This is a genomic window from Nonomuraea rhodomycinica (genome assembly GCF_013363995.1).
GTDB classification, from domain to species: Bacteria; Actinomycetota; Actinomycetes; order Streptosporangiales; family Streptosporangiaceae; genus Nonomuraea; species Nonomuraea rhodomycinica.
This window is the reverse complement of the sequence record NZ_JABWGO010000010.1, coordinates 65817-87819: the sequence shown is the minus strand read 5'-3', so window position 1 is coordinate 87819 and position 22003 is coordinate 65817. Positions and strand designations below refer to the sequence as shown.

Annotated in this window: 25 protein-coding genes and 1 riboswitch; of the genes, 13 read left to right on the top strand and 12 right to left on the bottom strand. The window is 72.8% G+C overall.

Annotated elements, in window-relative coordinates; translation table 11 throughout:
- Positions 1–5 precede the first annotated feature (5 nt).
- Positions 6–101, top strand: a riboswitch (TPP riboswitch).
- The gene (locus tag HT134_RS32370; protein WP_175604279.1) at positions 102–821 is read left to right on the top strand and encodes a TenA family protein; all 720 of its coding nucleotides are present in this window, start codon (positions 102–104) and stop codon (positions 819–821) included.
- Between the two features lie 96 nt (positions 822–917).
- Here HT134_RS32370 and HT134_RS32365 read toward each other — a convergent pair whose 3' ends face one another.
- Entirely contained in the window at positions 918–1448 is a 531-nt protein-coding gene (locus HT134_RS32365; RefSeq protein ID WP_312888617.1) for a tetratricopeptide repeat protein, read from the bottom strand.
- 164 nt (positions 1449–1612) lie between these two features.
- On the opposite strand from HT134_RS32365, the gene HT134_RS32360 reads away from it, so the two are divergent.
- The 3 genes from HT134_RS32360 (at position 1613) to HT134_RS32350 (ending at position 3685) form a co-directional block, all read left to right on the top strand.
- Complete coding sequence (locus tag HT134_RS32360; protein ID WP_175604278.1) at positions 1613–2176, top strand: hypothetical protein; 564 nt, start codon at positions 1613–1615, stop codon at positions 2174–2176.
- A gap of 138 nt (positions 2177–2314) precedes the next feature.
- Positions 2315–3295 carry a zinc-binding dehydrogenase gene (locus HT134_RS32355; RefSeq protein WP_175604277.1) on the top strand — a complete coding sequence of 327 codons (981 nt, stop codon included), beginning with the start codon at positions 2315–2317 and terminating at the stop codon, positions 3293–3295.
- 60 nt (positions 3296–3355) lie between these two features.
- Positions 3356–3685 (top strand): putative quinol monooxygenase, encoded by a 330-nt coding sequence (locus tag HT134_RS32350; RefSeq protein ID WP_175604276.1) that lies wholly within the window; start codon positions 3356–3358, stop codon positions 3683–3685.
- A 90-nt stretch (positions 3686–3775) separates the two neighbouring features.
- Here HT134_RS32350 and HT134_RS32345 read toward each other — a convergent pair whose 3' ends face one another.
- From HT134_RS32345 to HT134_RS32330, 4 genes are all read right to left on the bottom strand, one after another.
- Positions 3776–4426, bottom strand: coding sequence for a TetR/AcrR family transcriptional regulator (locus HT134_RS32345; RefSeq protein WP_175604535.1), 651 nt, complete (start codon positions 4424–4426; stop codon positions 3776–3778).
- A 69-nt stretch (positions 4427–4495) separates the two neighbouring features.
- Positions 4496–6283 carry an SDR family oxidoreductase gene (locus HT134_RS32340; protein ID WP_175604275.1) on the bottom strand — a complete coding sequence of 596 codons (1788 nt, stop codon included), beginning with the start codon at positions 6281–6283 and terminating at the stop codon, positions 4496–4498.
- A 130-nt stretch (positions 6284–6413) separates the two neighbouring features.
- Positions 6414–7505 (bottom strand): CapA family protein, encoded by a 1092-nt coding sequence (locus HT134_RS32335; protein WP_175604274.1) that lies wholly within the window; start codon positions 7503–7505, stop codon positions 6414–6416.
- Positions 7506–7616: 111 nt separating this feature from the next.
- Positions 7617–8450 (bottom strand): helix-turn-helix transcriptional regulator, encoded by an 834-nt coding sequence (locus HT134_RS32330; protein WP_246366013.1) that lies wholly within the window; start codon positions 8448–8450, stop codon positions 7617–7619.
- 101 nt (positions 8451–8551) lie between these two features.
- Here HT134_RS32330 and HT134_RS32325 point away from each other — a divergent pair, with 101 nt between their 5' ends.
- Positions 8552–9967: an MFS transporter gene (locus HT134_RS32325; RefSeq protein ID WP_175604273.1), complete on the top strand. Its 1416-nt coding sequence runs from the start codon at positions 8552–8554 to the stop codon at positions 9965–9967.
- Positions 9968–10082: 115 nt separating this feature from the next.
- Here HT134_RS32325 and HT134_RS32320 read toward each other — a convergent pair whose 3' ends face one another.
- A complete protein-coding gene (locus tag HT134_RS32320) occupies positions 10083–10307 on the bottom strand; it encodes a DUF397 domain-containing protein (RefSeq protein WP_175604272.1) in 225 nt (74 codons plus the stop codon).
- A 53-nt stretch (positions 10308–10360) separates the two neighbouring features.
- Positions 10361–11224 carry a helix-turn-helix domain-containing protein gene (locus tag HT134_RS32315; RefSeq protein ID WP_175604271.1) on the bottom strand — a complete coding sequence of 288 codons (864 nt, stop codon included), beginning with the start codon at positions 11222–11224 and terminating at the stop codon, positions 10361–10363.
- A 294-nt stretch (positions 11225–11518) separates the two neighbouring features.
- Between HT134_RS32315 and HT134_RS32310 the strand changes: the two genes are divergently transcribed.
- The 7 genes from HT134_RS32310 to HT134_RS32280 all read left to right on the top strand — a co-directional run bounded on the left by HT134_RS32310 (position 11519) and on the right by HT134_RS32280 (position 17504).
- Entirely contained in the window at positions 11519–11665 is a 147-nt protein-coding gene (locus HT134_RS32310) for a hypothetical protein (protein ID WP_175604270.1), read from the top strand.
- Positions 11666–11868: 203 nt separating this feature from the next.
- Positions 11869–12084, top strand: coding sequence for a hypothetical protein (locus tag HT134_RS32305; RefSeq protein ID WP_175604269.1), 216 nt, complete (start codon positions 11869–11871; stop codon positions 12082–12084).
- Entirely contained in the window at positions 12081–12734 is a 654-nt protein-coding gene (locus tag HT134_RS32300; RefSeq protein WP_175604268.1) for a hypothetical protein, read from the top strand. The genes HT134_RS32305 and HT134_RS32300 overlap by 4 nt, the downstream gene beginning before the upstream one ends.
- Positions 12735–12893: 159 nt before the next feature.
- Positions 12894–15080, top strand: coding sequence for a molybdopterin-dependent oxidoreductase (locus HT134_RS32295; RefSeq protein WP_175604267.1), 2187 nt, complete (start codon positions 12894–12896; stop codon positions 15078–15080).
- A 1-nt stretch (position 15081) separates the two neighbouring features.
- Entirely contained in the window at positions 15082–15693 is a 612-nt protein-coding gene (locus HT134_RS32290; RefSeq protein ID WP_175604266.1) for an HD domain-containing protein, read from the top strand.
- A gap of 63 nt (positions 15694–15756) precedes the next feature.
- Positions 15757–16635 carry a Rieske (2Fe-2S) protein gene (locus HT134_RS32285; RefSeq protein WP_175604265.1) on the top strand — a complete coding sequence of 293 codons (879 nt, stop codon included), beginning with the start codon at positions 15757–15759 and terminating at the stop codon, positions 16633–16635.
- 29 nt (positions 16636–16664) lie between these two features.
- A complete protein-coding gene (locus tag HT134_RS32280; RefSeq protein ID WP_175604264.1) occupies positions 16665–17504 on the top strand; it encodes an NAD(P)H-binding protein in 840 nt (279 codons plus the stop codon).
- Between the two features lie 34 nt (positions 17505–17538).
- Here HT134_RS32280 and HT134_RS32275 read toward each other — a convergent pair whose 3' ends face one another.
- From HT134_RS32275 to HT134_RS32265, 3 genes are all read right to left on the bottom strand, one after another.
- Complete coding sequence (locus tag HT134_RS32275; RefSeq protein WP_175604263.1) at positions 17539–17796, bottom strand: DUF8836 family protein; 258 nt, start codon at positions 17794–17796, stop codon at positions 17539–17541.
- Positions 17797–17826: 30 nt separating this feature from the next.
- Positions 17827–18579, bottom strand: a complete 753-nt coding sequence (locus HT134_RS32270; protein ID WP_217708680.1) for a sulfite exporter TauE/SafE family protein — start codon at positions 18577–18579, stop codon at positions 17827–17829.
- A gap of 75 nt (positions 18580–18654) precedes the next feature.
- Positions 18655–19443, bottom strand: coding sequence for an ABC transporter ATP-binding protein (locus HT134_RS32265; protein ID WP_175604261.1), 789 nt, complete (start codon positions 19441–19443; stop codon positions 18655–18657).
- A gap of 69 nt (positions 19444–19512) precedes the next feature.
- Here HT134_RS32265 and HT134_RS32260 point away from each other — a divergent pair, with 69 nt between their 5' ends.
- Positions 19513–20235: an Rv1486c family protein gene (locus HT134_RS32260; RefSeq protein ID WP_512698720.1), complete on the top strand. Its 723-nt coding sequence runs from the start codon at positions 19513–19515 to the stop codon at positions 20233–20235.
- A gap of 16 nt (positions 20236–20251) precedes the next feature.
- Here HT134_RS32260 and HT134_RS32255 read toward each other — a convergent pair whose 3' ends face one another.
- Together HT134_RS32255 and HT134_RS32250 are read right to left on the bottom strand one after the other, a co-directional pair.
- Positions 20252–20890 (bottom strand): response regulator, encoded by a 639-nt coding sequence (locus tag HT134_RS32255; protein WP_175604260.1) that lies wholly within the window; start codon positions 20888–20890, stop codon positions 20252–20254.
- A complete protein-coding gene (locus HT134_RS32250) occupies positions 20887–22002 on the bottom strand; it encodes a GAF domain-containing sensor histidine kinase (RefSeq protein WP_175604259.1) in 1116 nt (371 codons plus the stop codon). Before HT134_RS32250 ends, HT134_RS32255 begins: the two co-directional genes overlap by 4 nt.
- Position 22003 lies beyond the last annotated feature (1 nt).

Genomic DNA, 22003 nt, shown 5'->3' with positions numbered 1-22003 from the left:
CGGTTGATCGCGACGCGGGGTGCCCGGACCGCCGGGCTGAGATCACACCCGTCGAACCTGATCTAGTTCGCACTAGCGAAGGGACGTCAGCGTTGACCGCCATGCCCGAAGCGCAGCCACGTACCACCGAGTCGTTCTGCGACACGGCCTGGGCGCGCACCGCCGCGCTGCTGGACGCCATCCACCGCCACCCGTTCAACACCGCCCTCGGCGACGGCAGCCTGAGCCGCGAGCGGTTCACGTTCTACCTGGTGCAGGACGGCCGCTACCTCGCCGCGTACGCGAAGACCCTGGCGACGGCCTCGGCGCGGGCCGCCGACCCCGCCGACGCGATGTTCTTCGCCCAGAGCGCGCACACGGCGCTGGCCGTCGAGCGCGCGCTGCACACCGGTTACCTCGACGGGTTCGGGATGGGCGCGCAGGACGTGGCGGCCGTCGCCACCTCGCCGACCTGCCTGGCGTACGCGTCGTACCTCCAGGCGACGGCGCTCACCGAGCCCTTCCCGGTGCTGGTCGCCGCGGTGCTGCCGTGCTTCTGGGTCTATCAGGACGTGGGTACGGCCCTGCTGGAACGTACGGCCGACGTGGACGACCACCCGTACCGGGCGTGGATCTCCACCTACTCCGACCCGGCGTTCGCCGCCTCGGTGACGCAGGTGAGGCGGATCGCCGACCGGCTGGCCGCCACCGCCGACGCGGGGACGCGCCGGGCCATGACCGAGGCGTTCTGCCGGGCTACGGAGTACGAGTGGATGTTCTGGGACAGCGCCTGGCGGCTGGAGACCTGGCCCACCGGGCAGTGGCTCACGACAGCGAACTGACCGTCAAGCCCCGTTCGTCGCCAGGGCATGGCGACGGCGGGGCGCGCCCGTCGGGAGGGCGTCCCCTGCTCCGGCTCCTGGGGCGGGAGCGCCGCCTCAGGAGACCAGGGCGTCCAGTTCGTCCTCGGGCAGGCCCAGGTCGACCCGGATGCGGTAACGCGTGCGCAGCAGCGCGTCGTGCTCCGGGTCGTCCTCGTCGCTGGCGAGCACGGCCTGGGTCACCCATTCGAGCCCGCTCCGCAGGTCGCCGTACGCGACGAGCGTCTCGGCGATCGTGTGGGACGTCGCCGTGGTGATGCCGCCCTCGGCGCGGATCGTCTCGATGACCTCCCTCGCCTCCTCGGGACGGTCGAGCTCGAAGAGCGTGTCGGCGATGCCGGCGCGCGGGTCGACGAGCGACTCACCGCCGTCCTCCACCGCGCGCTGGAAGCACTCCAGAGCCCGGGCGGGCTGCCCGGCCGCGCGCCATTCCTCGGCCGCCAGGACCAGGATCGACGCCCTGGAGACGTCGCCCGAGGAATAGCCGAGCGCGACGTCGTACAGCCGCCTGGCCAGGGAGCTGTGGTCGTCGGCCAGCAGGGCCTGCTCAAGCAGGCGATCAAGGTGCTCACGGGTCACATGCGCCACACCGCGAGACTACCGAGCCCCTTGCCGGTTTGCCCCGGCAATGCACATCGCCGATCCGGCACGACTTTGGCAAGGTCATGTCAAAGGATGCCCGCTTCCGGCGTGTCTTCGCAGGCCGTAGGGCATATAGCCGTCGCGCGCACCGGCGAGCGGAAGGGGCTGCGATGGGCACCTCCAAGCAGATGGCCTTCACTCTCGCCTGTGCCGTCGCCTTTTCGGTCCTGGTTCCGGGCGCGGCCGGATACCTTTCCGGACGACTGGAAGCGGTGGAATCGGCCGAGCGCCAACTCCACGCGATCGAGACGCGGCTGCGTTCCCGGGAGGCTCGCGAGGACCGGCAGGCGTGGCCGGTGGCGTTCCCGGCGCCCTGCGGCGTCCAGACCCCCGACACCCGGCAGCCCGGCGCCCGCGAGCGCGCCGCCCGCCCGCCCGGCCCCCATGAAGCCCAGGCGGGCCCACCGGCACCCCAGGAGCAGGAGCGCGGCGCCCAGCCCTTCGCCCCCGGCGAGCAGCGCGAGGCCCGCCCACCGGCCCCTCAGGCCCGCCCACCCGTGCCCCGGACGGGCCCGCAGGCGCCCCACGACCGCGACGCCCGGCCGCCCGCGGCCCTCGGGCTCGGGGGGACGACCGGCCACGACGGGACGGGCGTCCAGGCGCGCCGGCCCGCCACCACGGACCCGTTCGGCTGGCTCCCCCAGCTCATCGACCGCCTGCGCTGGGACCGCTGACCACCGCTGACCACCCCCGGCGCGCCAGGAGACTCCCCCGTCCCCAGCGCCCGGCCACGCGGCGCCGTCGCCTTGACCTCAACCAACCTTCAGGTTGAAGACTGGCCGGGACACTGTCTCATCACGAAGGTGCTTTCCATGCGCGCGATTCAGGTGGCCGAGTTCGGCGGCCCCGAGGTCCTGTCCCCCGTCGAGCTGCCCGACCCGACGCCCGGCCCCGGTCAGGTCGTCGTCGCCATGGCCGCGGCGGACGTCATCTTCCTCGACACGCTGCTGCGCGCCGGCTGGGGCCAGGAGTTCTTCCCGCGGACGCTGCCGTACGTGCCGGGCGGCGGCGGAGCGGGCGAGGTGCTGGAGACCGGGGAGGGCGTGGACCCGGCGTGGATCGGCCGGCGGGTGGTCGCGCGGACCGGCACCGGCTACGCCGAACGGGTCGTCGCGAGTGTCGAGGAGATCACGCCGGTGCCGGACGGGCTGGCGACCGAGACGGCCGCGGCGCTCATCCACGACGGTGTGACCGCGCTCATGATGGACCGGCTGGGCGTCCCCGAGAAGGGGGAATGGGTGCTGGTGTCCGCGGCGGCCGGCGGCGCCGGGTCGCTGCTGGTGCAACTGGCCGTCGACGCGGGCGCCCGGGTGGTGGCCGCCGCCTCCAGCGACGCCAAGCTGGCGCTGGCCCGCGAGCTGGGCGCGGAGGCCGTCGTCGACTACTCCCGCCCGGACTGGGTCGAGCGGGTGCGCGAGGCGACCGGCGGCGGCGCCGCGCTGGTCTACGACGGAGCGGGCGGCCCGCTCGGCACGGCCGCGCTGGGCGCCGTGTCCGACGGCGGCAGGTTCGTCACGTACGGCACCGCGGAGGGCTTCGCCGCCCCGAGCCCGGAGGAGGCCGCGCGCCGCGGCATCCGGGTGTTCACCCCGCTCCTGGACGGCCCGCCGGACCAGGAGACCGCGCGCGGGCTGATGGAGCTGGCGCTGGAACACGCCGTGGAAGGGCGGCTCCGGCCGTCGATCGGCGCCACGTACCCGCTGGAGCGGGCCGCCGACGCCCACCGGTCCCTGGCCGCCCGCGCCACGGTGGGCAAGTCGCTGCTGCTGATCGGCGAGGAGTCCCGCATGTGACCCACTCCACAGGTGAGCGGCTTGAAGCTCACATCGATGTCACGTCCTAACGTCCATGACATGACGACGACATCGACGACGCAGGCCCCCGTCTCGCTCTACGGATTCCTGACCCCCAGGCCCGGGCACGCCGACGCGCTCCGCGCGCTCCTGCTCGGCCTCGTCGGGCCGTCCCGCGAGCACGCGGGCAGCCTCCAGTACCACCTGCACGAGCAGGAGGACGGCCGGTTCTTCCTCTACGAGGTCTGGCGTTCGCAGGAGGACCTCGACCGGCACAACGCGACCCCGCTGCTGCGCGACTTCATGGCCGAGCTGCCGCGGCACATGGAGGGGGCTCCCGAGGCGTACAACGGCGCCATGAGGAGCCCCTATCCGGCCGACGCGGACTGACGCGGACTGGCGCGGACTGGCGCGGACTGGCGCGGACTGGCGCGGACTGGCGCGGCCGTCCTGCTCGCGGACGACGTCCGCGAGGGCCGGTCAGGCCGTGGTCCGCGTGGCCCAGGCGCGGAGCTGCCGGGACAGGAAGCCTCGGATGAGCTGCTTGGCCGCCGCGATGATCTCGGGTTCGCCGTGCGGGTCGCGCCGGAAGGCCAGCTTGAGCACCGCGTCCCCCGCCTCGACCGCCACCAGGACGGCGACGTCCAGCTCGTGGCTGTCGGCCAGGCCGAACTCCTGCAGCAGCAGGCCGCGCAGCCGCCCGGCGATCACCGTGTTGTTGTCGGAGTCGGAGTCGAGGAGGTTGAGGTCGACCACGTCACCGAAGTGCAGGCTCTTGAAGCCCGGAACGGTCCGGTGCATGTCGACGTACTCGTCGATGATCGCATCGACGGCCTCCCACCAGCCGACGTAGTCCTCCTCCATGAACCTGCGGCCGACCCGGGAGACGAACAGCTCGACGTTGCGCCGGGTCAGTTCCTGGGTGATGGCCCGCTTGTCGGGGAAGAACTGGTAGACCGACCCGATCGCGACGCCGGCCCGGTCGGCGATGCGGGTGGTGGAGAGCGACTCGTAGCCGATCTCGTCGAGCAGCTCGGCGCAGGCGTCGAGCATCCGCTCGACCCGGCGTGCGCTGCGGCGCTGCGCGGGACGCCGCCGTAACGGCTGCGGCGGCACGCACTGATCGTCCATCTGGGGTGACAGCACGCGTTCCATCATCCCCCGAAGACCACGATCGTTATCTGACAATCAGCGGATTTCTCACGGCCGCGAACCGGTCCCGTGCGGGCGGGGGCGGCCCAGGCGGAGGGCGGCCTTCGACAGCCGGGCCAGCCCCCGCGTGACGCCCGGCGACAGGCGCGACATCGCGTACCCGAGCTTGCCCTCGGCGTTGACCGGGACGACCGCCTGGTCGCGGTGGACGGCCCGGAGGATGTGCGCGGCGACCCGCTCGGGCGGGTAGCCGCGCCGCGCCACCGCCTCCACCGACACCTCGCGCAGGTCGACGCCCACGTACGTGGCGTGCCGGGCGATGCCGGTGGACACGAAACCGGGGCAGATCGCGCTGACGCCGATGCCCTGCCCGGCCACCTCGGCGCGCAGGCAGTCGCTGAGCATCTTCACGGCCGCCTTGCTCGCGGAGTACGCGGGCAGCAGCACCGAGGGGGTGAAGGCGGCCAGCGAGGCGATGTTGACGATGTGGCCGCCTTCGCCGCGTTCGACCATCTGCGCGGCGAACAGCCGGCACCCGTGGACCACGCCCCACAGGTTGACGTCGATCATGCGCCGCCAGTCCTCCACGGAATGGTCCAGGAAGGCGCCGGCGACGAGCGCTCCGGCGTTGTTGACCACGATGTCCGGCACGCCGTGCTCGGCCCGTACCCGACGGGCGAAGTCCTCCATGCGGGCGGCGTCGGAGACGTCGACCTGCTCGGCGTAGGCGGTGCCGCCGAGGTCCTTGACGATGCCCTCGACCGTGCGGACGGCGGCGGGCTCGTCGATGTCGGCGCAGACGACCTCGGCGCCGTGGGCGGCGAAGGCCCGCGCGGTGGCGCGGCCGATCCCGCTGCCCGCGCCGGTGACGACCACCAGCTTCCCCTCGAACGCCCTGCCCGGCTCCGGCGTCCGCCCCGCCGGCGAGCCGGCGACGCGGCGCGCGCGGCGCAGCCCCGGTGACGGCTCGGCGCCCTCCACGTGGTCCACGAACTCGGCGATCATCCTGGCGACCACGTCCGGCCGGCCGCGCTGCGCCCAGTGCCCCGCCACGACCCTGCGGTGCCAGAACCGCGGCGCCCACCGCCCGAGCGAGGCCAGCAGCGCCGGGGAGACGAACGGGTCACGGGTCGCCTCGATGAGCTGCACCGGCACGTCCACCACCGGGTCGCCCCGCTCGTCCGTGTGTCGGGGCCGCAGCCCGGCGCCCATGTTGAGGCGGTACATCCACAGCCCGTTGACGCCGTCGCGGGCCAGCGTGTCGGCGGGGTGGCCGGGGCGCGGCTCGATGCCGTCGCGTACCCGCATGCTGCGCTCCAGCACGGCCGGCATGAACGTCCGCCACGCCGTCTCCGGAAGGACCGGGGCCTGGAAGACGCCGATGTACCAGGACCGCGCGCGCTGCCCGGCGACCTCGCCGCGGCTGCCCTCGCGCATGAACCGGTACGCCTGGGCCAGTCCGGGGCCGCCGAAGCTGGTGAGGGAGGCCACCCGTTCGCGTATGCCGGGCCTGGTCACCGCGTCCCAGCACTGGAGCGAGCCCCAGTCGTGGCCGACGAGGTGGACGGCGGGCTTGCCGATCGCGTCGAGCACCGCCGACAGGTCGCCCGCCAGGTGGTCGAAGGTGTAGCCGGCGTGGTCGGCCGGCTCGGTGGAGCGGCCCGCGCCGCGCACGTCGTAGCGGACCACGTGGAAGCGGTCGCGCAGCAGCCCGGCCACCTCGTCCCAGACGCGGTGGGTGTCGGGATAGCCGTGGACGAGCAGGATCGTCGGGCGCGCCGGGTCGCCCTCCTCGACGAGCCACAGCCGCACGTCTCCGGACTCCACCCACCGCATCGCGGCCTCCTCCACGTCGCCGGGTCCCGACGTAAGGGACTTGACCGGTGGTACGGCGGGCAAACCGCCAGGGCCGGGAGGCCCGGGCCGGGAGAGCCAGGAGGGCCGGTGAGGCCGGCCGGGCGGGCCGTCAGGGCTTGGTGGACAGGCCCGTGCAGGAGCGCAGCGCCCGCCAGTCGGCCACCGCCTGGGTCCTGGCGGAGCCGGTCATCGGCACCGGGACGCCGCCCTGGATGGTCGCCGGGGTCCACTGGTCCTTGAGCACCTTGCGGCCGTCGATGGTGAGCGTCAGCACCCCCGTACGGCCGGTCGTGCCAGGGGTGGAGTTGTAGAAGACGAAGTTGCCCAGGCCGTAGCTGATGTACGAACTGTCCAGGTAACCGGCGCCGAGCAGGATGTGCGCGTGGCCGCCGACCACCACGTCCGCGCCCGCCTTGACCAGCTTGGGGGCCAGCGAGAGCTGCGCCGGATTGGGGCACTTCTGCATCTCGGTGCCCCAGTGCAGGTGGACGATCACGGTGTCGGAGTTCTTGCGCGCCTGCCGTACGGCCCGCAGCAGGCGGTCCTCGTTCTTGGCCGAGGCGAGGCCGCCCTTGCCGGGCGTGGCCGTCCAGGAGGTGACGAACTCGGCGTCGAGCACCTGCGTGGCCCCGATGATCGACACGCGGTTCCCGTTGACCACCCGGCGGAACGGCCGGTACGCCTCGGTGTCGTTCGCCCCGATCCCCACCACCGGGAACCTCGACTTCTTGATGGCGGCCAGCGAGTCGGCCAGGCCGCTCTCCATGTAGTCCATGCCGTGGTTGTTGGCCATGGAGACCACGTCCACCCCGGCGGCCTTGAGCGCGGTGAAGGCGCTGGCGGGCGCGCGGAAGGTGAACTGCTTGCCCGGCGCCGGGGTGCCGCCCGTGGTGATGGCGGTCTCCAGGTTGACCATGGCCAGGTCGGCCTTGCGCAGCACGGACGCGATCGGCCCGAGCGCGGTGCGCGGGTTGCCGAGCCGGGGGCGCAGCACCCCTTCGAAGTGGACGTCACCGCCGAAGGAGATCGTGAACGGCCGGCGCTCGGGTGACGGGGTGGAGTCGGCCGCCGCGGGCTTGTCCAGGGCCTGCTTGCGCTGGGCGGTCGGCCGGGGGTCGGGCTCCGCCGCGGCGCACGCGGCGGAGGCGGTGAGGGCTGCGGCGACGGCCACGGCCGCGGCGGCACGACGGGGGAGTCTCATTTGTCGCCACTTCTGCTTGATCCTGACATTCAGCCAATGAGCATGCCATGGGCGACGGACCGGCGCGCGCCGGTCAGACAGGGAAGGCGGGGAAGACGGGGAAGACGGGGGTCAGCGGGACATGAGCCGGATGACGGCCTCGCGGCTGACGTCGTCCACAGGGGTGTAGACGATCATCCGGGTCTCCGGAGCCGCCGAGGAGTTGAAACTGGCCGTGCTGAAGCGGAGCCTGCCCATCTCGGCGTGCTTGAAGGTCTTCTCGCGCGGTCCGGGCTCGGCCACGTCCTGGCGCGCCCACAGGCGGGCGAACTCGGGGCTCTCGCGGCTGAGCCGGCGCACGAAGTCCTGCCAGCAGGGGTCGTCGGCGTGGCGGCTGTAGGCGCCGCGGAAGACGGCCACCGCGCGGGCCAGCTCCTTGTCGCGGTTGACCAGCACGCAGGCCAGGGAGGCCACGCAGCTCTGCCAGAGCGTGTTGCGCTCGCCGTCGGGCGCGCCGACCACCTCGGGGAACAGCGCGGCGTAGGCGGCGTTCCAGGCGAGCACGTCGCAGCGGCTGTTGGCCAGGCAGGCGGGCATCGGGCAGAGCTGGTCGAGGATGGCCTGGAGCTGCGGGGTGACGCGCGTGGTGTCGTCGTTGGGCACGCCCGTGGTGTGGCCGGCCAGCCGGTAGAGGTGCTGCCACTCGGCGTTGTCGAGCCTGAGCGTGCGGGCGATGGAGTCGAGCACCTGGGTGCTGGCGTTGATGGGGCGGCCCTGCTCCAGCCACGTGTACCAGGTGACGCCCACGCCGGCGAGCTGCGCGACCTCCTCGCGCCGCAGACCGGGGGTGCGCCTGCGCGGGCCGGGGGCCAGCCGTACCATCTCGGGGGTGATCCGCTCCCGCCTCGTGCGCAGGAACGCCGCGAGGTCGGTGCGCCTGGTCTCCTTGGTGTCCGCCATCGTCATGTCTCCACTATGGGCCGCCGGGCACCGGTGATCCAGGTGGTGCCAGTACCAGTATAAAGAGGCTCTCGTTACTGGTATCGGGATTCCCTCATCCTTGACTCATGACCCAAACAGCCGTTTCCCCCTCCGATCCGGCCGTACAACAGCCGGAACGGACCAGGGCCGGCGGCCTGCTCCTCACGGTCATCCTGGTGGGGCAGTTCCTGGCCATCCTCAACGTCAACATCGTCAACGTGGCCACGCCGACCATCCGGGCGGACCTGCACTCCTCCGGCGCGGGGCTCCAGATGATCGTGGCCGGTTACACCATTGTCTACGCCGTCCTGTTGATCACCGGTGCCCGGGTCGGGGACCTGTTCGGCTACCGCAACGCCTTCCTGAGCGGTCTGGCCCTGTTCGCCGTCACCACGCTCGGCTCGGGCCTCGCGCCCACCACCGGGTGGCTGGTCGCCTTCCGCCTGGCCCAGGGCGCCGGCGCCGCGCTGATGATGCCGCAGGTGATGACGCTCATCCAGCGCAACTACCAGGGCGCGGCCCGGGGCCGGGCGCTCGGCCTGTGGTCGGCCGTGATCAGCGGCGGCATCGTGGTCGGCCAGGCGCTGGGCGGCGTCCTGCTCGGGCTGGGCGCGGGCTGGCGGATCGTGTTCCTCGTGATGGTGCCGATCGCCGTGCTGCTGCTGGCCGTGGGGATGAAGGTGCTGCCGCCCGACGCCGGCGGCGCCCGGCGCGCCGGTCTCGACCCGGCGGGCCTGGTGACCCTGTCGGCGGCCGTGCTGCTGTTCGTGGTGCCGCTCGTGCTGGGCAGGGACCTGGGCTGGCCGCTCTGGGGCTGGATCTCCATGGGGCTCAGCGTGGTGATGTTCGTGGTGTTCGTCCGGGTCGAGCGCTGGGTGACCGCGCGCGGCGGCCGGCCGCTGGTCGACGCGTCGGTGCTGCGGGCCCCGGGCATGCGGCCCGGGCTGGGCGTCCTGCTGTTCGGGCCGGCGACCTGGGGCGCGTTCCTGTTCACCTCGGCCCTGCACCTCCAGGGCGAGCTGCACCTGACGCCGCTGGCCTCCGGCATGATGCTCGTGCCGTGCGCCCTCGCGTTCGCGCTGGTCGGCCTGGGCTGGCCGCGCCTGCCCGCGCGGCTGCAGCGCCGGCTGGTGCCGTTCGGGTACGTGGTGGCCGCGCCGGCGTACGTCGGCCTCGGGCTCGCGGCGGCGGGCGGCCTGCCGTACGCGGCCATGAGCGCCCTCATCGGCGCCGGGCTCGGCGTGCAGGTGGCCGTCACGAACCTGGCCACCGAACAGGTCGCCGACGAGTACGCGGCCGACGCCAGCGGGGCGCTGCTGACCGTCATGCAGCTCGGCCAGGTCATCGGGGTCTCGACGGTCGGGACGCTGTTCGTCTCGCTCCAGGGCCACGCCTCGGCCTCGATGTCCACGGCGGCCGCGCTCGCGGGCCTGGCCGTCCTGGCCGGGATCAGCTCCCTCTTCCTCGTACGCCGCCGCACCACGACCCCCGTCGTGTCGTAGGCCCCCACGCTCGTACGCGAAACGGCCCATGCCCCGCTCGACGGGGCACGGGCCGTTCGCGTGTCCGGGGACCTCAGCGGCGGGAGGCCCCGGACCTACTCGCCGAAGCCGTCGTTCACCTGCCGGCGCCGAGCGCCGTCAGGTCGAACTCGCCGTCGCGGACGCCCGCGGTGAAGGCGTCCCACTCCTGCGGCGTGAAGACCAGCACCGGACCGTCCTCGGTCTTGCTGTCCCGCAGCGCGACGTTGCCGTCGGCCAGCGGCGCGACCTCGACGCAGCCCGAGGAGCCCTGGCAGTAGCGGCTCTTGCGCCAGGGCATTGTGGTGGTGTCGATGAACATCTTCTCCCCAGATGGGCGGAGAGGGCGCCTTTGCCCCCTCTTAGATCGTTGTGTCAACGGCGCCAGTGCATCGCCCTGCGCTGGATGAGCACACGTGATTCGTCCTCGTCCAAGGCATGTGAGGCGATGTCGTCGAACGCCGTCTCGTATCCGGCCACCCGCCCGCGGTCCTCGACGAACTGCGCCGTGTACAGGTGTTCCAGGTACACGACGTCGTCGAGCCCCACCGGGCGGAGATGGATGAACGCCCCCGTGCCGATCGGGTGGAAACCCTCCAGAGCGAGCACGCGGACGCTGACCTGCGGGAGCATGGAGATCTCCAGGAGATGCTCCATCTGAGCCCGCATCACCGAGGGCTCGCCGAACCTGCGCATCAGGGCGGACTCGTCCACGATGAAGCTCACCATGGGCGGATCCGGCCGGTGCAGCACGGCCCGCTGCCGTTCCACACGCGCCTCGACCCGGCTGCGGACACCACCGTGCGTGAAGCGGATGATGCCACGAGCCGCCTGGATGACCTCCCGGGCGTAGTCCTCGGTCTGAAGGAGGCCCGGCACCAGCTGGGGTTCCCAGTTGAGCTCGCGTTCGGCCTCCGCCTCCAACCCGAGGAATCTTGTGTACTCCTCAGGCAGAGCGTCTTGGTAATCCTCCCACCACCCCTGGCGGTCGGCGTCTCGCAACAGGCCGAACAGTTCGTCAAGCTTCGCCTCGCCCGCGCGGTAGAGCTTGGCCATGGACTCGACGTCCTCGGCGCTGGGCATGGTCTTGGACGCCTCGATGCGGCTCACCTTGCTGGGCGACCAGCCGAGCTCCGCGGCCACCGCGGACCCGGTGAGCTTCTGGCGCTCGCGAAGGAGGCGGAGCTCCTGGCCGAGCCGGAGCCTGCGGACAGTCGGGCTGCCCTGTTGCGATGGCACCGTCCACTCTCCTCGTTCGGGAAGGAAGGTGTAACCGGATGTGTCGTTTCGAAACCGGAGATGGGTGGACCGTTCGCCCAATCTTACCTTGCAAGTTGCATCCGTCACCGCACAACATTCGTCGGCCTCTGCGTGACAGCCGCAGTACAGCGCGTTGTCATGCAATTTGCATCGCAATTGACCCGGCAAGGTGCGAAGAAATCTAAATCTTCTCTTGCGCAAGCTCTTGCAAGCAAGGAATGCCGGGAGGACCATCAAGGCCAGGAGGGAGATCGAGCGCACGAGGAGGCCGGGATGACCACGACACGGCCCGGCGCCGAGGGCTCCTCCCACCCGATCACGTGCGGCCACGCGGGCCGCACCACCGGCAACGGCGCCGTCCCGGATCCGCAGATCTACGCCAGGGAGGCCGCTTGCCGGAGGGGTTCCGCAACCGTCTGAGACAACGCCGCGCACACAGCTCCGCCCGGCCGTCCGCCACGAGCGCCGCTCGACAGAGCACAGGTCAGGGGAGCACCGAAGAGCCGGACCCAGGCCGGGCACCGATCGCCGCATATGGGCTGCCACCCTGCGACGACGCGGTCACCAGCCTGCAGTCCGGCTTGAGAAGCCACCTCGAGTAATGCCGCGAAAGGGGGTCTTCTATGTACCCACAAGGTACCAAGGGACTCAGCCGAATCAAGTCCCGGATCCGGGAACTCATCGCCTGGGCCGACCGCGAGATCTGCATGGAGCCGGACGAGTTCGCCTACCGGCGGGGCTGGACCGTGAACCGTGCCGGGTTCGGCTGCCGCGTCTACCGTGACCCGCGGTTCGACCAGCTCACGCTTCCCGCCAAGGTGGCCGAGGAGGTGTCGTGAGCATGCCGCGCAACCCCCGCAACCAGATCTACCCCGCCAACCAGGATCTGCCTGCCGCGGGCCGCGGCGGGCTCCTGGCCCGGCTCTGGCGCTGGCGCACCGAGCTGCTGCTGCTCGCGCTGCTCGGCCTGGTCGCGCTCATCCTGACGGCCGCGGTGCGGGGCGGCCACTGGACCCCGTTCGCCGTGCTGGCCGGGGCGGTCTCCGCGCCGGCCGTCACCCGGACGGGCCGCAACTGGGCGGTGGCGCACTTCTGGTGCGTGGTCTCCCGCCACCGCCTCCAGCGGACCTGCCTGGAGACGACCATGCACACCCGCTCCGGCCGGATTCCGCTGGTGCTGTGGATCACGCCGACGCGCACCGGCGAGAAGGCGCTGATCCTCACGAGGGCCGGCATCAGCGGCGCGGAGTTCGAGGCGTACGCGGAGGAGATCGCCGCGGCGTGCTGGGCGCGGAGCGCGAACGTCTACCGGCACCGCCGGTGGGCCCAGCTCGTGGTGGTCGAGGTGGTCCGGCGCGAGGAGCTGCCGGGCGCGCTGCCGCCCGGCCTTGAGCGCCTGTACGGCAGGCGGGCCTGGGTCGCGCTCCGCCACGACCTCGAGGAGCCGCCTGATCTCCTCCCGCGCGAACGGGCGCTGATGGCGGCCTGACCCGGCGGCGCTCCAGTCGGCGGGTCCCATGAACCCAGGGAGCGCCCACCGCGCCGGGCGTTCCCTGGCCGAAGCCCCGGAGATCGCGGGGGCTCCGGGGCTTCCCCCTCCGGTCGGTACGAGCCAAGATGAGTTCAGTCCACGAACCCAGGAGCGGCGATGACGACCGTCCACCGGACCTGTCCCCTGTGCGAGGCCGTGTGCGGCCTGACGTTGACCCTGGACGAGGGCGGGCACGTCACCCGTGTCCGCGGCGACCAGGACGACCCGTTCAGCCGCGGCTTCATCTGCCCCAAGGGCGCCAGCCTGGGCCGCCTGGACGAGGACCCCGACCGGCTGCGCCGGCCGCTGATCCGCGAGGGCGACCTGTGGCGCGAGGCCGGCTGGGACGAGGCGTTCGACCTGGTCAAGGCCAACCTCGACCGGGTCGTCGAGACCTACGGCCGGCAGGCGCTCGGCATCTACCTGGGCAACCCGAGCGTCCACAGCATGGCCGGATCCCTCTACGGCGGTCCGCTCATCAAGGCCCTGGGCACCCGCAACGTGTTCACGGCGAGCACCGCCGACCAGATGCCGAAGCACGTGGCCAGCGGCCTGATGTTCGGTCACCCGCTGGCCATCCCCGTGCCCGACCTGGACCGCACCGACTTCCTGCTCATGCTGGGCGCCAACCCGCTGGAGTCCAACGGCTCGCTGTGCACCGCGCCCGACTTCCCGGGGCGGCTGAAGGCGCTGCGCGCGCGGGGCGGCCGGCTCGTCGTGGTCGATCCGCGCCGCACGCGTACGGCCGCGCTGGCCGACGAGCACGTGTTCGTCCGGCCCGGCACCGACGCCTATCTGCTGTTCGGCCTGGTCCACACGCTGTTCGCCGAGGACCTGACCCGGGTCGCGCAGCCGGTCGGCGGCCTGGACGAGGTGCGGGAGGCGGCCAAGCACTTCCCGCCCGAGGCGGTGGCCCGGCGTACGGGCGTGCCGGCCGACGTCGTCGTACGGCTGGCCAGGGAGCTGGCCGCGGCGCCCACCGCCGCGGTGTACGCCCGGATCGGCACCTGCACGGCCGAGTTCGGCACGCTGGCCCAGTGGCTGGTGGACGTGCTCAACGTGCTGACCGGCAACCTCGACCGGCCGGGCGGCGCCATGTTCCCCAAGGCGGCCACCGAGTCACCCGGGCGGCGCCGGCCGTACACGGTGGGGCGGTGGCGCAGCCGCGTCCGCGGCCTGCCCGAGGCGAACGGCGAGCTGCCCGTCGCCACCCTCGCCGACGAGATCGAGACGCCGGGAGAGGGGCAGATCCGGCTGATGGTGACCGTGGCCGGCAACCCGGTGCTGTCGGCGCCCCACGGCGACCGGCTCGACGCGGCCTTCGCCGGGCTCGACTTCATGGTGAGCGTCGACCCGTACCTCAACGAGACCACCCGGCACGCGCACGTCATCCTGCCGCCGCCGCGCGTGCTCCAGTCGGGCCACTACGACTTCGCGCTGCTCGGCCTGGCGGTGCGCAACTACGCGCGGTACTCGCCGCCGTCGCTGCCGCTGGACGGCCGGCCGTCGGAGGCGCTGATCCTGTCGCGGCTCGCGGGGATCGCCTCGGGCCTGGAGGGCGACCTGGACGAGTTCGTCATCGGCGGGATGCTGGCCAGGGCGGTGGAGACGCCGGGGTCCGGGGTGGAGGGCCGCGACCTGGCCGAGCTGCGGGCCGAGCTGGACGGCGAGACGGGCGCGGAGCGCCGGCTGGACCTGATGCTGCGGCTCGGCCCGTACGGCGTGTGGGCCGGAAAGGGCGACCTGTCGCTGCGCAAGCTGCTCGACCACCCCCACGGGCTGGACCTCGGGCCGCTGGAGCCCCGCCTGCCCGAGGTGCTCAGGACCGCGTCCGGCATGGTGGAGCTGGCCCCGCCGCAGCTCCTGGAGGACGTCGAGCGGCTGCGCGGCCGGCTGGAGGAAGAGCCGCCGGAGATCGTGCTGATCGGCCGCCGGCACCTGCGCTCCAACAACAGCTGGATGCACAACGTCGCGCCGCTGGTGGGCGGGAGCAACACCTGCACGCTGCAGATCAACCCGGTGGACGTGTCCCGGCTCGGCCTGGACGGCACGGCCGTGGTGCGCTCGGCCCGGGGCGAGCTCACGGTGCCGCTGGAGCCGACCGACACGATCATGCCGGGCGTGGTCTCGCTGCCCCACGGCTGGGGACACGCGGGCAGCGCGCAGGCGGTGGCCGCCGAGCACGCCGGGGTGAGCGTGAACGCCCTCACGGACGAAACGGCGATCGATCTTCCTTCCGGAAATGCCGTGTTCAACGGGGTGCCGGTCACCATTTTGCCAACTGGGGTGATCACCGCACATTAAGGTGTCGCGCGTGACTATCGCACCAGAAGAGGACCGCCTGACCGCCCAGATCGCCTTCGCCGTCGAGATCGACAAGTTGAAGCGGGTCATCCGCCGCAACCTGCTGATGGACGGCTCGCGGCGGGAGAACGACGCCGAGCACTCCTGGTACGTAGGCATGCTGGCCCTCGTGTTCGCCGAGCACGCCCCACCGGGCACCGACATCCAACGGGTGATCGCCATGCTCCTGGTGCACGACCTCGTGGAGATCGACGCCGGCGACACGTTCATCTACGACCCGGTGGCGGTGGCCGCGCAGGCCGAGGCCGAGCGGACCGCCGCCGAGCGGATCTTCGCGCTGCTGCCGGCCGACCAGGCGGCGTCGATGCGGGCGCTGTGGGAGGAGTTCGAGGCGCGGGAGACGCCCGAGGCGAGGTTCGCCAAGGCGCTCGACCGCTTCGCGCCGATCCTGGCCAACCACAACACCGAGGGCGGCACGTGGCCGCTGTTCCGGGTGACGGCGTCGCAGGTCAAGGAGAAGGTCCGGCTCATCGAGGAGGGCTCGCCGTCGCTGGGCGCGTACGCCATGGAGCTGGTCGAGCTGTCCGTCGCGAGAGGTCACCTGTCCGAGTGATGCCCTCACCCCTGGGGTAGGGGACTTGTCGTGAAAGAGATAGTACGACCGAGACGTAGGCAGATGCGCGTTTTGGGGGGACCGCTGGACCTGGCCGACCGGCTCGAGAAGTCCAAGGCCATGGACAGGTCCATCCAGAGGCTGGCCAAGGCCGTGCGCGACCGGATCCGGCCCGGCCTGTTGCGGGACGTCCTTCACGGCGTCCCCCTGGGCAAACCCCTGCACCCGCCGATGACGATGGTGAGCCTGGGCTGCTGGACCTCGGCGGGCATACTCGACCTCACGACCATCGACCGCCGGGCCGCCCGGCTGCTGCTCGCCGTCGGCATCGGCAACGCGCTTCCCACGGCCGCCGCCGGTCTGACCGACTGGTCCTCGCTGCACCGCGAGCAGCAGCGCGTGGGATTCGTCCACATGCTGGCGAACGTGACGGCGCTGGGCCTGTTCACCGCGTCCCTGGCGACCCGCATGGCCGGCCGCGAACGCGTCGGGCGCGTCCTCACCTGGACCGGGCTCGGCGTGGGCAGCCTCGGCGCCTACCTGGGCGGCCACATGGCCTACCGGCAGGCGGCCGGCGCCAACCACGCGCCGCAGGTGGCCCACCTGGTGCCGCTCGGCTGGCACGACCTGTGCCGGCTCAGCGACCTGCCCGACGGCCGGCCGGTCGCCCGTCGGCTGGGCTACATCCAGCTCTTCGTGCTGCGGCGGGGCGAGGCCGTCACCGTGCTCGCCGACCGCTGCCCTCACCTGGCGGGCCCGCTCCACCAGGGCCGGCTGGTCTCGGAGAACGGCGAGATCTGCGTGGTCTGCCCGTGGCACGGCAGCACGTTCCGGCTGGAGGACGGCTCGGTCAAGCACGGCCCGGCGACGGCCCCCGCTCCGGCGTTCGAGGCGCGGGTGCGCAAGGACGGCATCATCCAGGTACGGCCGGGCTTGATCTGAACCTTGCTTGAGGTTCTACGGTTGCGGGCATGAACAACATCCTCGTGACCGGCGCCACCGGCAACGTCGGCAAACACGTCGTCTCCCAGCTCGCGCAGGCCGGGATCCCGGTCCGCGCGCTGGTGCGCGACCCGTCCCGGGCCAGGCTCCCCGAGAACGTCCAGGTGGTGGCTGGCGACCTGACCGCCCCGGAGACGCTGGAGCCGGCGCTGCGCGACGTGGACTCCGTCTTCCTGGTCTGGCCCGGGTTCGCCGCCGAGACGGCCGAGCCCGTGGTGGAGGCGGTCGCCAAGCACGCCCGCCGCGTCGTCTACCTGTCGGCGGACGTGCCGGGCGCCGGTGACGACGACGAGCCGACGATCTTCCACCAGCGGATCGAACGGCTGATCAGGCGCACCGGCATGACCTGGACCTTCCTGCGCCCCGGCGGCTTCGCCGTCAACACGCTGGGCTGGGCCGACCAGATCCGGCAGGGCGTGGTGCGCTGGCCGTACGGGGCGGCCTCCCGCTCGCTCATCCACGAGAAGGACATCGCGGCCGTCGCCACGCACGTGCTCACCTCCGGCGGCCACGCCGGGGCGGCATACGTGATCACCGGGCCGGAGCGGCTGACGCAGGCCGAGCAGGTGCGCGTCATCGGCGAGGTGGTCGGGCGCGACGTGCGCTGGGAGGACATGCCGCCGGAGGAGGCCCGCGAGGTGCTGACCCGCGCGTGGGGCGACCCCGGTTTCGTGGAGTCGGCGCTGCGCGGCTGGGAGTCGTTCGTGGCCGCGCCGGAGAAGGTCACCGACACAGTGGAGCGGCTCCTGGGCCGACCGGCGCTGACGTTCCGCCAGTGGGCGGAGGACCACGCCGCCGACTTCCGCTGACGGTCCCACCTGACGGTCCCGCCGCGTCACGCCGTCAGTCCTCGCCCTCCCCGTCCCCGGCGTAGCGCCGCGCGGAGTTCTCGTCGGCGGGGTGCTCCACCAGGGCGAGGATGCGGCTGGACATGAACCGCGCGGTCCGTACGGCCGTGCCGCCGCGCGTGACCTCGCTGACCTCGACCAGGCCCCGGCGCGTGGCCACCTCGACGCGGCGGCCCGCGCGGGTGGCGACCACTTCGTAGGTGCGCGGGGTTCCCCCCGCATCGATGACGATCTCCACCCGATCACCCTTCATGTACGGATTTATGCCCAGAAAGCAGGTGGCTTATCCGTACACCAGTTTGACAATCGCCACGATCCCCACCACCACGATGATGCCGCGCAGCACCGGAGCCGGGATCCGCCGCCCGATCCGCGCCCCCAGGAAGCCGCCGGCCGTGGCGCCCAGCGCGACCGCCAGCACCGCCCACCAGTCCACGTGCGCGATGAAGAAGAACAGCACGGCCGCGGTGGCGTTGACGATCAGCGACAGCACGTTCTTGGCGGCGTTCACCCGCTGGATGCCGTCGTCGAGGAAGCTGCCGAGCAGGCCGATCAGCAGCACGCCCTGCGCCGCGCCGAAGTAGCCGCCGTACACGCCCGCGGCGAACACGCCCAGCCAGAGCGCGATCCCGCCGTGCGGGTGGGGATTCTCGCGGCGCGCCGCCAGCCAGCCGTTGAGCCTGGGCTGGACCACGACCAGCACGCACGCCAGCGCGATGAGCACGGGCACCACGACCTGGAACACGTCCGGGTCGAGGAACAGCAGCAGGATCCCGCCGATGAGCGAGCCGAGGCAGGAGGCCGGAGCCAGCCGCAGCAGCCGCTCGCGCTGGCCCTTGAGCTCCTCGCGGTAGCCGTAGGCGGCGGTGAACGAGCCCGGCACCAGGCCGATGTTGTTGGACACGTTGGCGACGACCGGATCGACGCCCACGGCGACCAGGGTCGGGAAGGTGATCAGTGAGCCGGATCCGACGACCGCGTTGATGGCTCCTGCCGCGACACCGGCCGCGCAGACCGCGACCACTTCCCAGAACATCACCCGCCCGAGCCTAGAGGGCCCGCCCCCGCGCGGGAGCGCGGGGGTCCACTGCCCACGGACTGAGACGCCAGGTCAGAGGGCCCGCGCGTACCAGCGGCCACCCGCGCTGCGGTCGAGCGTCAGCGGCACCCCGAACGTCTGCGACAGGTTGTCGGCCGTCATCACGTCGTCGAGCGCCCCCGACGCCACCACCGAGCCGTTGCGCAGCAGCAACCCGTGCGTGAACCCGGCCGGCACCTCCTCGACGTGGTGCGTGACCAGCGCCAGCGTGGGCGAGCGGTAGTCGTGGGCCAGCACCGACAGCCGGCGCACCAGGTCCTCGCGGCCGCCCAGGTCGAGGCCCGCGGCGGGCTCGTCGAGCAGCAGCATCTCCGGGTCGGGCATCAGCGCGCGGGCGATCTGCACCCGCTTGCGCTCGCCCTCCGACAGCGTGCCGAACCGGCGGCGGATCAGGTGCGCCGCCCCCAGCATGTCGATCAGCTCGACGGCCCGGGTCACGTCGTTGGAGTCGTACTCCTCCGTCCAGCGGCCCATGATCCCGTACGAGGCCGTGAGCACCAGGTCGATGACCTTCTCCTCCGGCGGGATGCGCTCGGCCAGCGCGGAGCTGGCCAGCCCGATCCGCGGCCGCAGGTCGAAGACGTCGGTCTGCCCGAGCCGCTCGCCCAGCACCTCGACCACGCCCTCGGTCGGGAACAGCAGCGTGGCCGCGACCTGCAGCAACGTGGTCTTGCCGGCGCCGTTGGGCCCGATCACCACCCACCGTTCGTCCTCGTTGACCGTCCAGTCGATGCCGCGCAGCAGGGCCGCTCCGTCGCGCCTGACGACGACGTCCTGGAGCCGCAGCACCTGACCACCCATCCCCGGATCCCTCCTTTAGGAGAACGCTCGGGACAAACCTATTGCAGGGCGAGCGCATATCGTGGACCGGTGCACCCTGAATCGCCTGTCTGCCGGGCCATGGTCGTCTGGGGCAACGCCTGGCTCGCCGGTCATGTCGGCCTCGACGAGGTCGCCGACCGGGTCGAGAACGCCGGCGGCCCCGTCGTCGTCGGCGAGGTCCCGCTGCGCCGGCACCTGGCCGAGCTGCGCGGGGACGGGCTGAGCGAGTTCCGGCTCGCGCTGCCCGCGCCCGGCGACCCGCTCGGGCTGTCCGGTCCCCCCGAGTTCAACGCCGTGGCCGTCGAGGCCCGCCAGGCGGTCATCGCCGTGCTGGCCGAGCGGCGCCTCGGGCTGGTGCCGTTCACCGACCGGCGCGGCTCGTCGTACGTGGGCGTGCGGATGGCGGCCCACGAGGCAGGGCCCGTACGGCACGACCTGCCGTCGGTGGCGGAGGCCGAGCGGGAGCTGTCCGACGCGATGCGCGCGGCCACCGACGCGCTCGCCATGGTCGACGGCCCCGCGCCCGTCCGGCCCGACCGGCTGGGCGCCAGGGGAGGCGAGCTGGCGCCGGGGTATCCGCCCCGCGCCCACCGCGTCGCCGCGCTCGCCGCCCGGCTCGCCACGGTGCTGCGGCTGGCCGGGGAGGGCGGGCTCACCTCGGGCCAGGTCGCCACCCGCGACGCCGCCCTCCGCGACCTCGATCGTGCCGTCCGGCGGGCGCTCGTGGCCTGCTGCCACGCCATCCTGGAGCCGTCCCCCGACCGCCCCTGAACCCTGCCGCCGGAGATCAGGCCAGGCCGTGACGCACGGCGTACAGGGCCGCCTGGGTGCGGTCCTGGACGCCGAGCTTCATCAGCACGTTCGACACGTGCGTCTTGACCGTCTTCTCGGCCACGGCGAGGCTCCGCGCGATCTCCTTGTTGGAGCGGCCCGCCGCGATCAACGCGAGCACCTCGCGCTCCCGCTCGGTCAGCGGCGCCGGCCCGGGCACGCCTCCCCCGCCGCCCGCGTGGGCGTCCGCGCCCGCGCGGAGCACGGCCTCGGCCGCCTCCGGCGCGAGCAGCACCTGGCCGCCGTGGACCGCCCGCACGGCCTGCGCCAGAGCCGACGGGTCCACGTCCTTGTAGAGGAACCCGGCCGCGCCCGCCCGCATCGCCGGCGCGACGTCCGACCGGTCGCTCCCCGACGTGAGCACCAGCACCCGGGCGGGCGAGCCGGCCAGCCGCTCCAGCGCGCCCAGCCCGTCGAGCACCGGCATCCGCAGGTCGAGCAGCACCACGTCGGGGACCAGCTCCGCGGCCAGCTCGACGGCCCGTTCACCGTCGCCCGCCTCGCCCACGACCGTGATGTCGTCCTGCAGGTCGAGGAACGTGCGCAACCCCTGCCGCACCACCGGATGATCGTCGGCGATCAGCACCCGGATCACACGCCCACCTCCACGCGGACCGTCGTGCCCCGGCCCGGCGCCGAGTCCACGGTCATCACCCCGCCCACCGACTCCGCCCGCTCCCGCATCGACACCAGGCCGAGGCCGCGCGAACCGCCCTGCTCGAAGCCGCCGCCGTCGTCGGAGACCGACAGGGACAGCCTGCCGCCCGCGTGGACGAGCCGTACCGCCACCTCGCGGGCGCCCGAGTGGCGCAGCGCGTTGTGCAGCGCCTCCTGCGCCACCCTGAGCAGCGCCACCTCCACGGCCGAGTCGAGCGGCGGCGGCTCGTCGCAGTCGAACACCACGCGCGCCGGGTGCAGCCGGTCCAGCAGCCGTACGTGCTTGCGCAGCGTCTCGGCCAGGCCGTGGCGGTCCAGCTCGGCCGGGCGCAGCTCGACGATCACCGCGCGCAGCTCGGCCAGCGCCTCGCCGGCCAGCCGCTGCACGCGCTCCAGCTCGGCCGCCGCCCGGTCCGGCGCGCTGTCCAGCATGGTCGCGGCGGCCTGGGCCGTCAGCCGCAGCGAGAACAGCTTCTGCGTCACCGCGTCGTGCAGCTCCCGCGCCATCCGGTTGCGCTCCTCCAGCATGGCCAGCTCGCGTCCGCGCTCGTACAGCCGGGCGTTGGTCAGCGCGATCGCCGCGTGCGCCGCGAACAGCGTCAGCAGCTCCTCGTCGGCCGCCGTGAAACCGCCCGGCGTGCGCTTGTTGGCCAGGAAGACGATGCCCAGCACCTCGTCGCCGTCGCGGATCGGCACGCCGAGGAAGTCCTTCATCACCGGGTGCGCCTTCGGCCACCACTCGAAGCGGGGGTCGTCGCGCAGGTCGGGCAGCCGCACCGGGGCCCCGTCACGCAGCATCGCGCCGAGCATGCCGTGCTGGCGCGGCAGCGGCCCGATCGCGTCCCACTGCCGGTCGGTCAGCCCCTCGGCGACGAACTCCGCGAACGAGCCGTCCTCGTCGGGCACCCCCAGCGCGGCGTAGCGGGCGTCGAGCAGCCGCTGCGCTGAGCGGACGATGACCTGGAGCACCTCGCGCACCGACAGGTGCCGGGTGACCGCGAGCACGGCACCGCTCACGGCCTGCAGGATCTCCTCGCGGTCCGACGTCACG

What these genes read in the sequence shown, in the direction of transcription:
- HT134_RS32370 (WP_175604279.1), top strand. Translation starts at nt 102, where the DNA reads ATGCCCGAAGCGCAGCCACGTACCACCGAGTCGTTCTGCGACACGGCC.
- HT134_RS32360 (WP_175604278.1), top strand. Translation starts at nt 1,613, where the DNA reads ATGGGCACCTCCAAGCAGATGGCCTTCACTCTCGCCTGTGCCGTCGCC.
- HT134_RS32355 (WP_175604277.1), top strand. Translation starts at nt 2,315, where the DNA reads ATGCGCGCGATTCAGGTGGCCGAGTTCGGCGGCCCCGAGGTCCTGTCC.
- HT134_RS32350 (WP_175604276.1), top strand. Translation starts at nt 3,356, where the DNA reads ATGACGACGACATCGACGACGCAGGCCCCCGTCTCGCTCTACGGATTC.
- HT134_RS32345 (WP_175604535.1), bottom strand. Translation starts at nt 4,426, where the DNA reads ATGGACGATCAGTGCGTGCCGCCGCAGCCGTTACGGCGGCGTCCCGCG.
- HT134_RS32340 (WP_175604275.1), bottom strand. Translation starts at nt 6,283, where the DNA reads ATGCGGTGGGTGGAGTCCGGAGACGTGCGGCTGTGGCTCGTCGAGGAG.
- HT134_RS32335 (WP_175604274.1), bottom strand. Translation starts at nt 7,505, where the DNA reads ATGAGACTCCCCCGTCGTGCCGCCGCGGCCGTGGCCGTCGCCGCAGCC.
- HT134_RS32330 (WP_246366013.1), bottom strand. Translation starts at nt 8,450, where the DNA reads ATGACGATGGCGGACACCAAGGAGACCAGGCGCACCGACCTCGCGGCG.
- HT134_RS32325 (WP_175604273.1), top strand. Translation starts at nt 8,552, where the DNA reads ATGACCCAAACAGCCGTTTCCCCCTCCGATCCGGCCGTACAACAGCCG.
- HT134_RS32320 (WP_175604272.1), bottom strand. Translation starts at nt 10,307, where the DNA reads ATGTTCATCGACACCACCACAATGCCCTGGCGCAAGAGCCGCTACTGC.
- HT134_RS32310 (WP_175604270.1), top strand. Translation starts at nt 11,519, where the DNA reads ATGACCACGACACGGCCCGGCGCCGAGGGCTCCTCCCACCCGATCACG.
- HT134_RS32305 (WP_175604269.1), top strand. Translation starts at nt 11,869, where the DNA reads ATGTACCCACAAGGTACCAAGGGACTCAGCCGAATCAAGTCCCGGATC.
- HT134_RS32295 (WP_175604267.1), top strand. Translation starts at nt 12,894, where the DNA reads ATGACGACCGTCCACCGGACCTGTCCCCTGTGCGAGGCCGTGTGCGGC.
- HT134_RS32285 (WP_175604265.1), top strand. Translation starts at nt 15,757, where the DNA reads ATGCGCGTTTTGGGGGGACCGCTGGACCTGGCCGACCGGCTCGAGAAG.
- HT134_RS32280 (WP_175604264.1), top strand. Translation starts at nt 16,665, where the DNA reads ATGAACAACATCCTCGTGACCGGCGCCACCGGCAACGTCGGCAAACAC.
- HT134_RS32275 (WP_175604263.1), bottom strand. Translation starts at nt 17,796, where the DNA reads ATGAAGGGTGATCGGGTGGAGATCGTCATCGATGCGGGGGGAACCCCG.
- HT134_RS32270 (WP_217708680.1), bottom strand. Translation starts at nt 18,579, where the DNA reads ATGTTCTGGGAAGTGGTCGCGGTCTGCGCGGCCGGTGTCGCGGCAGGA.
- HT134_RS32265 (WP_175604261.1), bottom strand. Translation starts at nt 19,443, where the DNA reads ATGGGTGGTCAGGTGCTGCGGCTCCAGGACGTCGTCGTCAGGCGCGAC.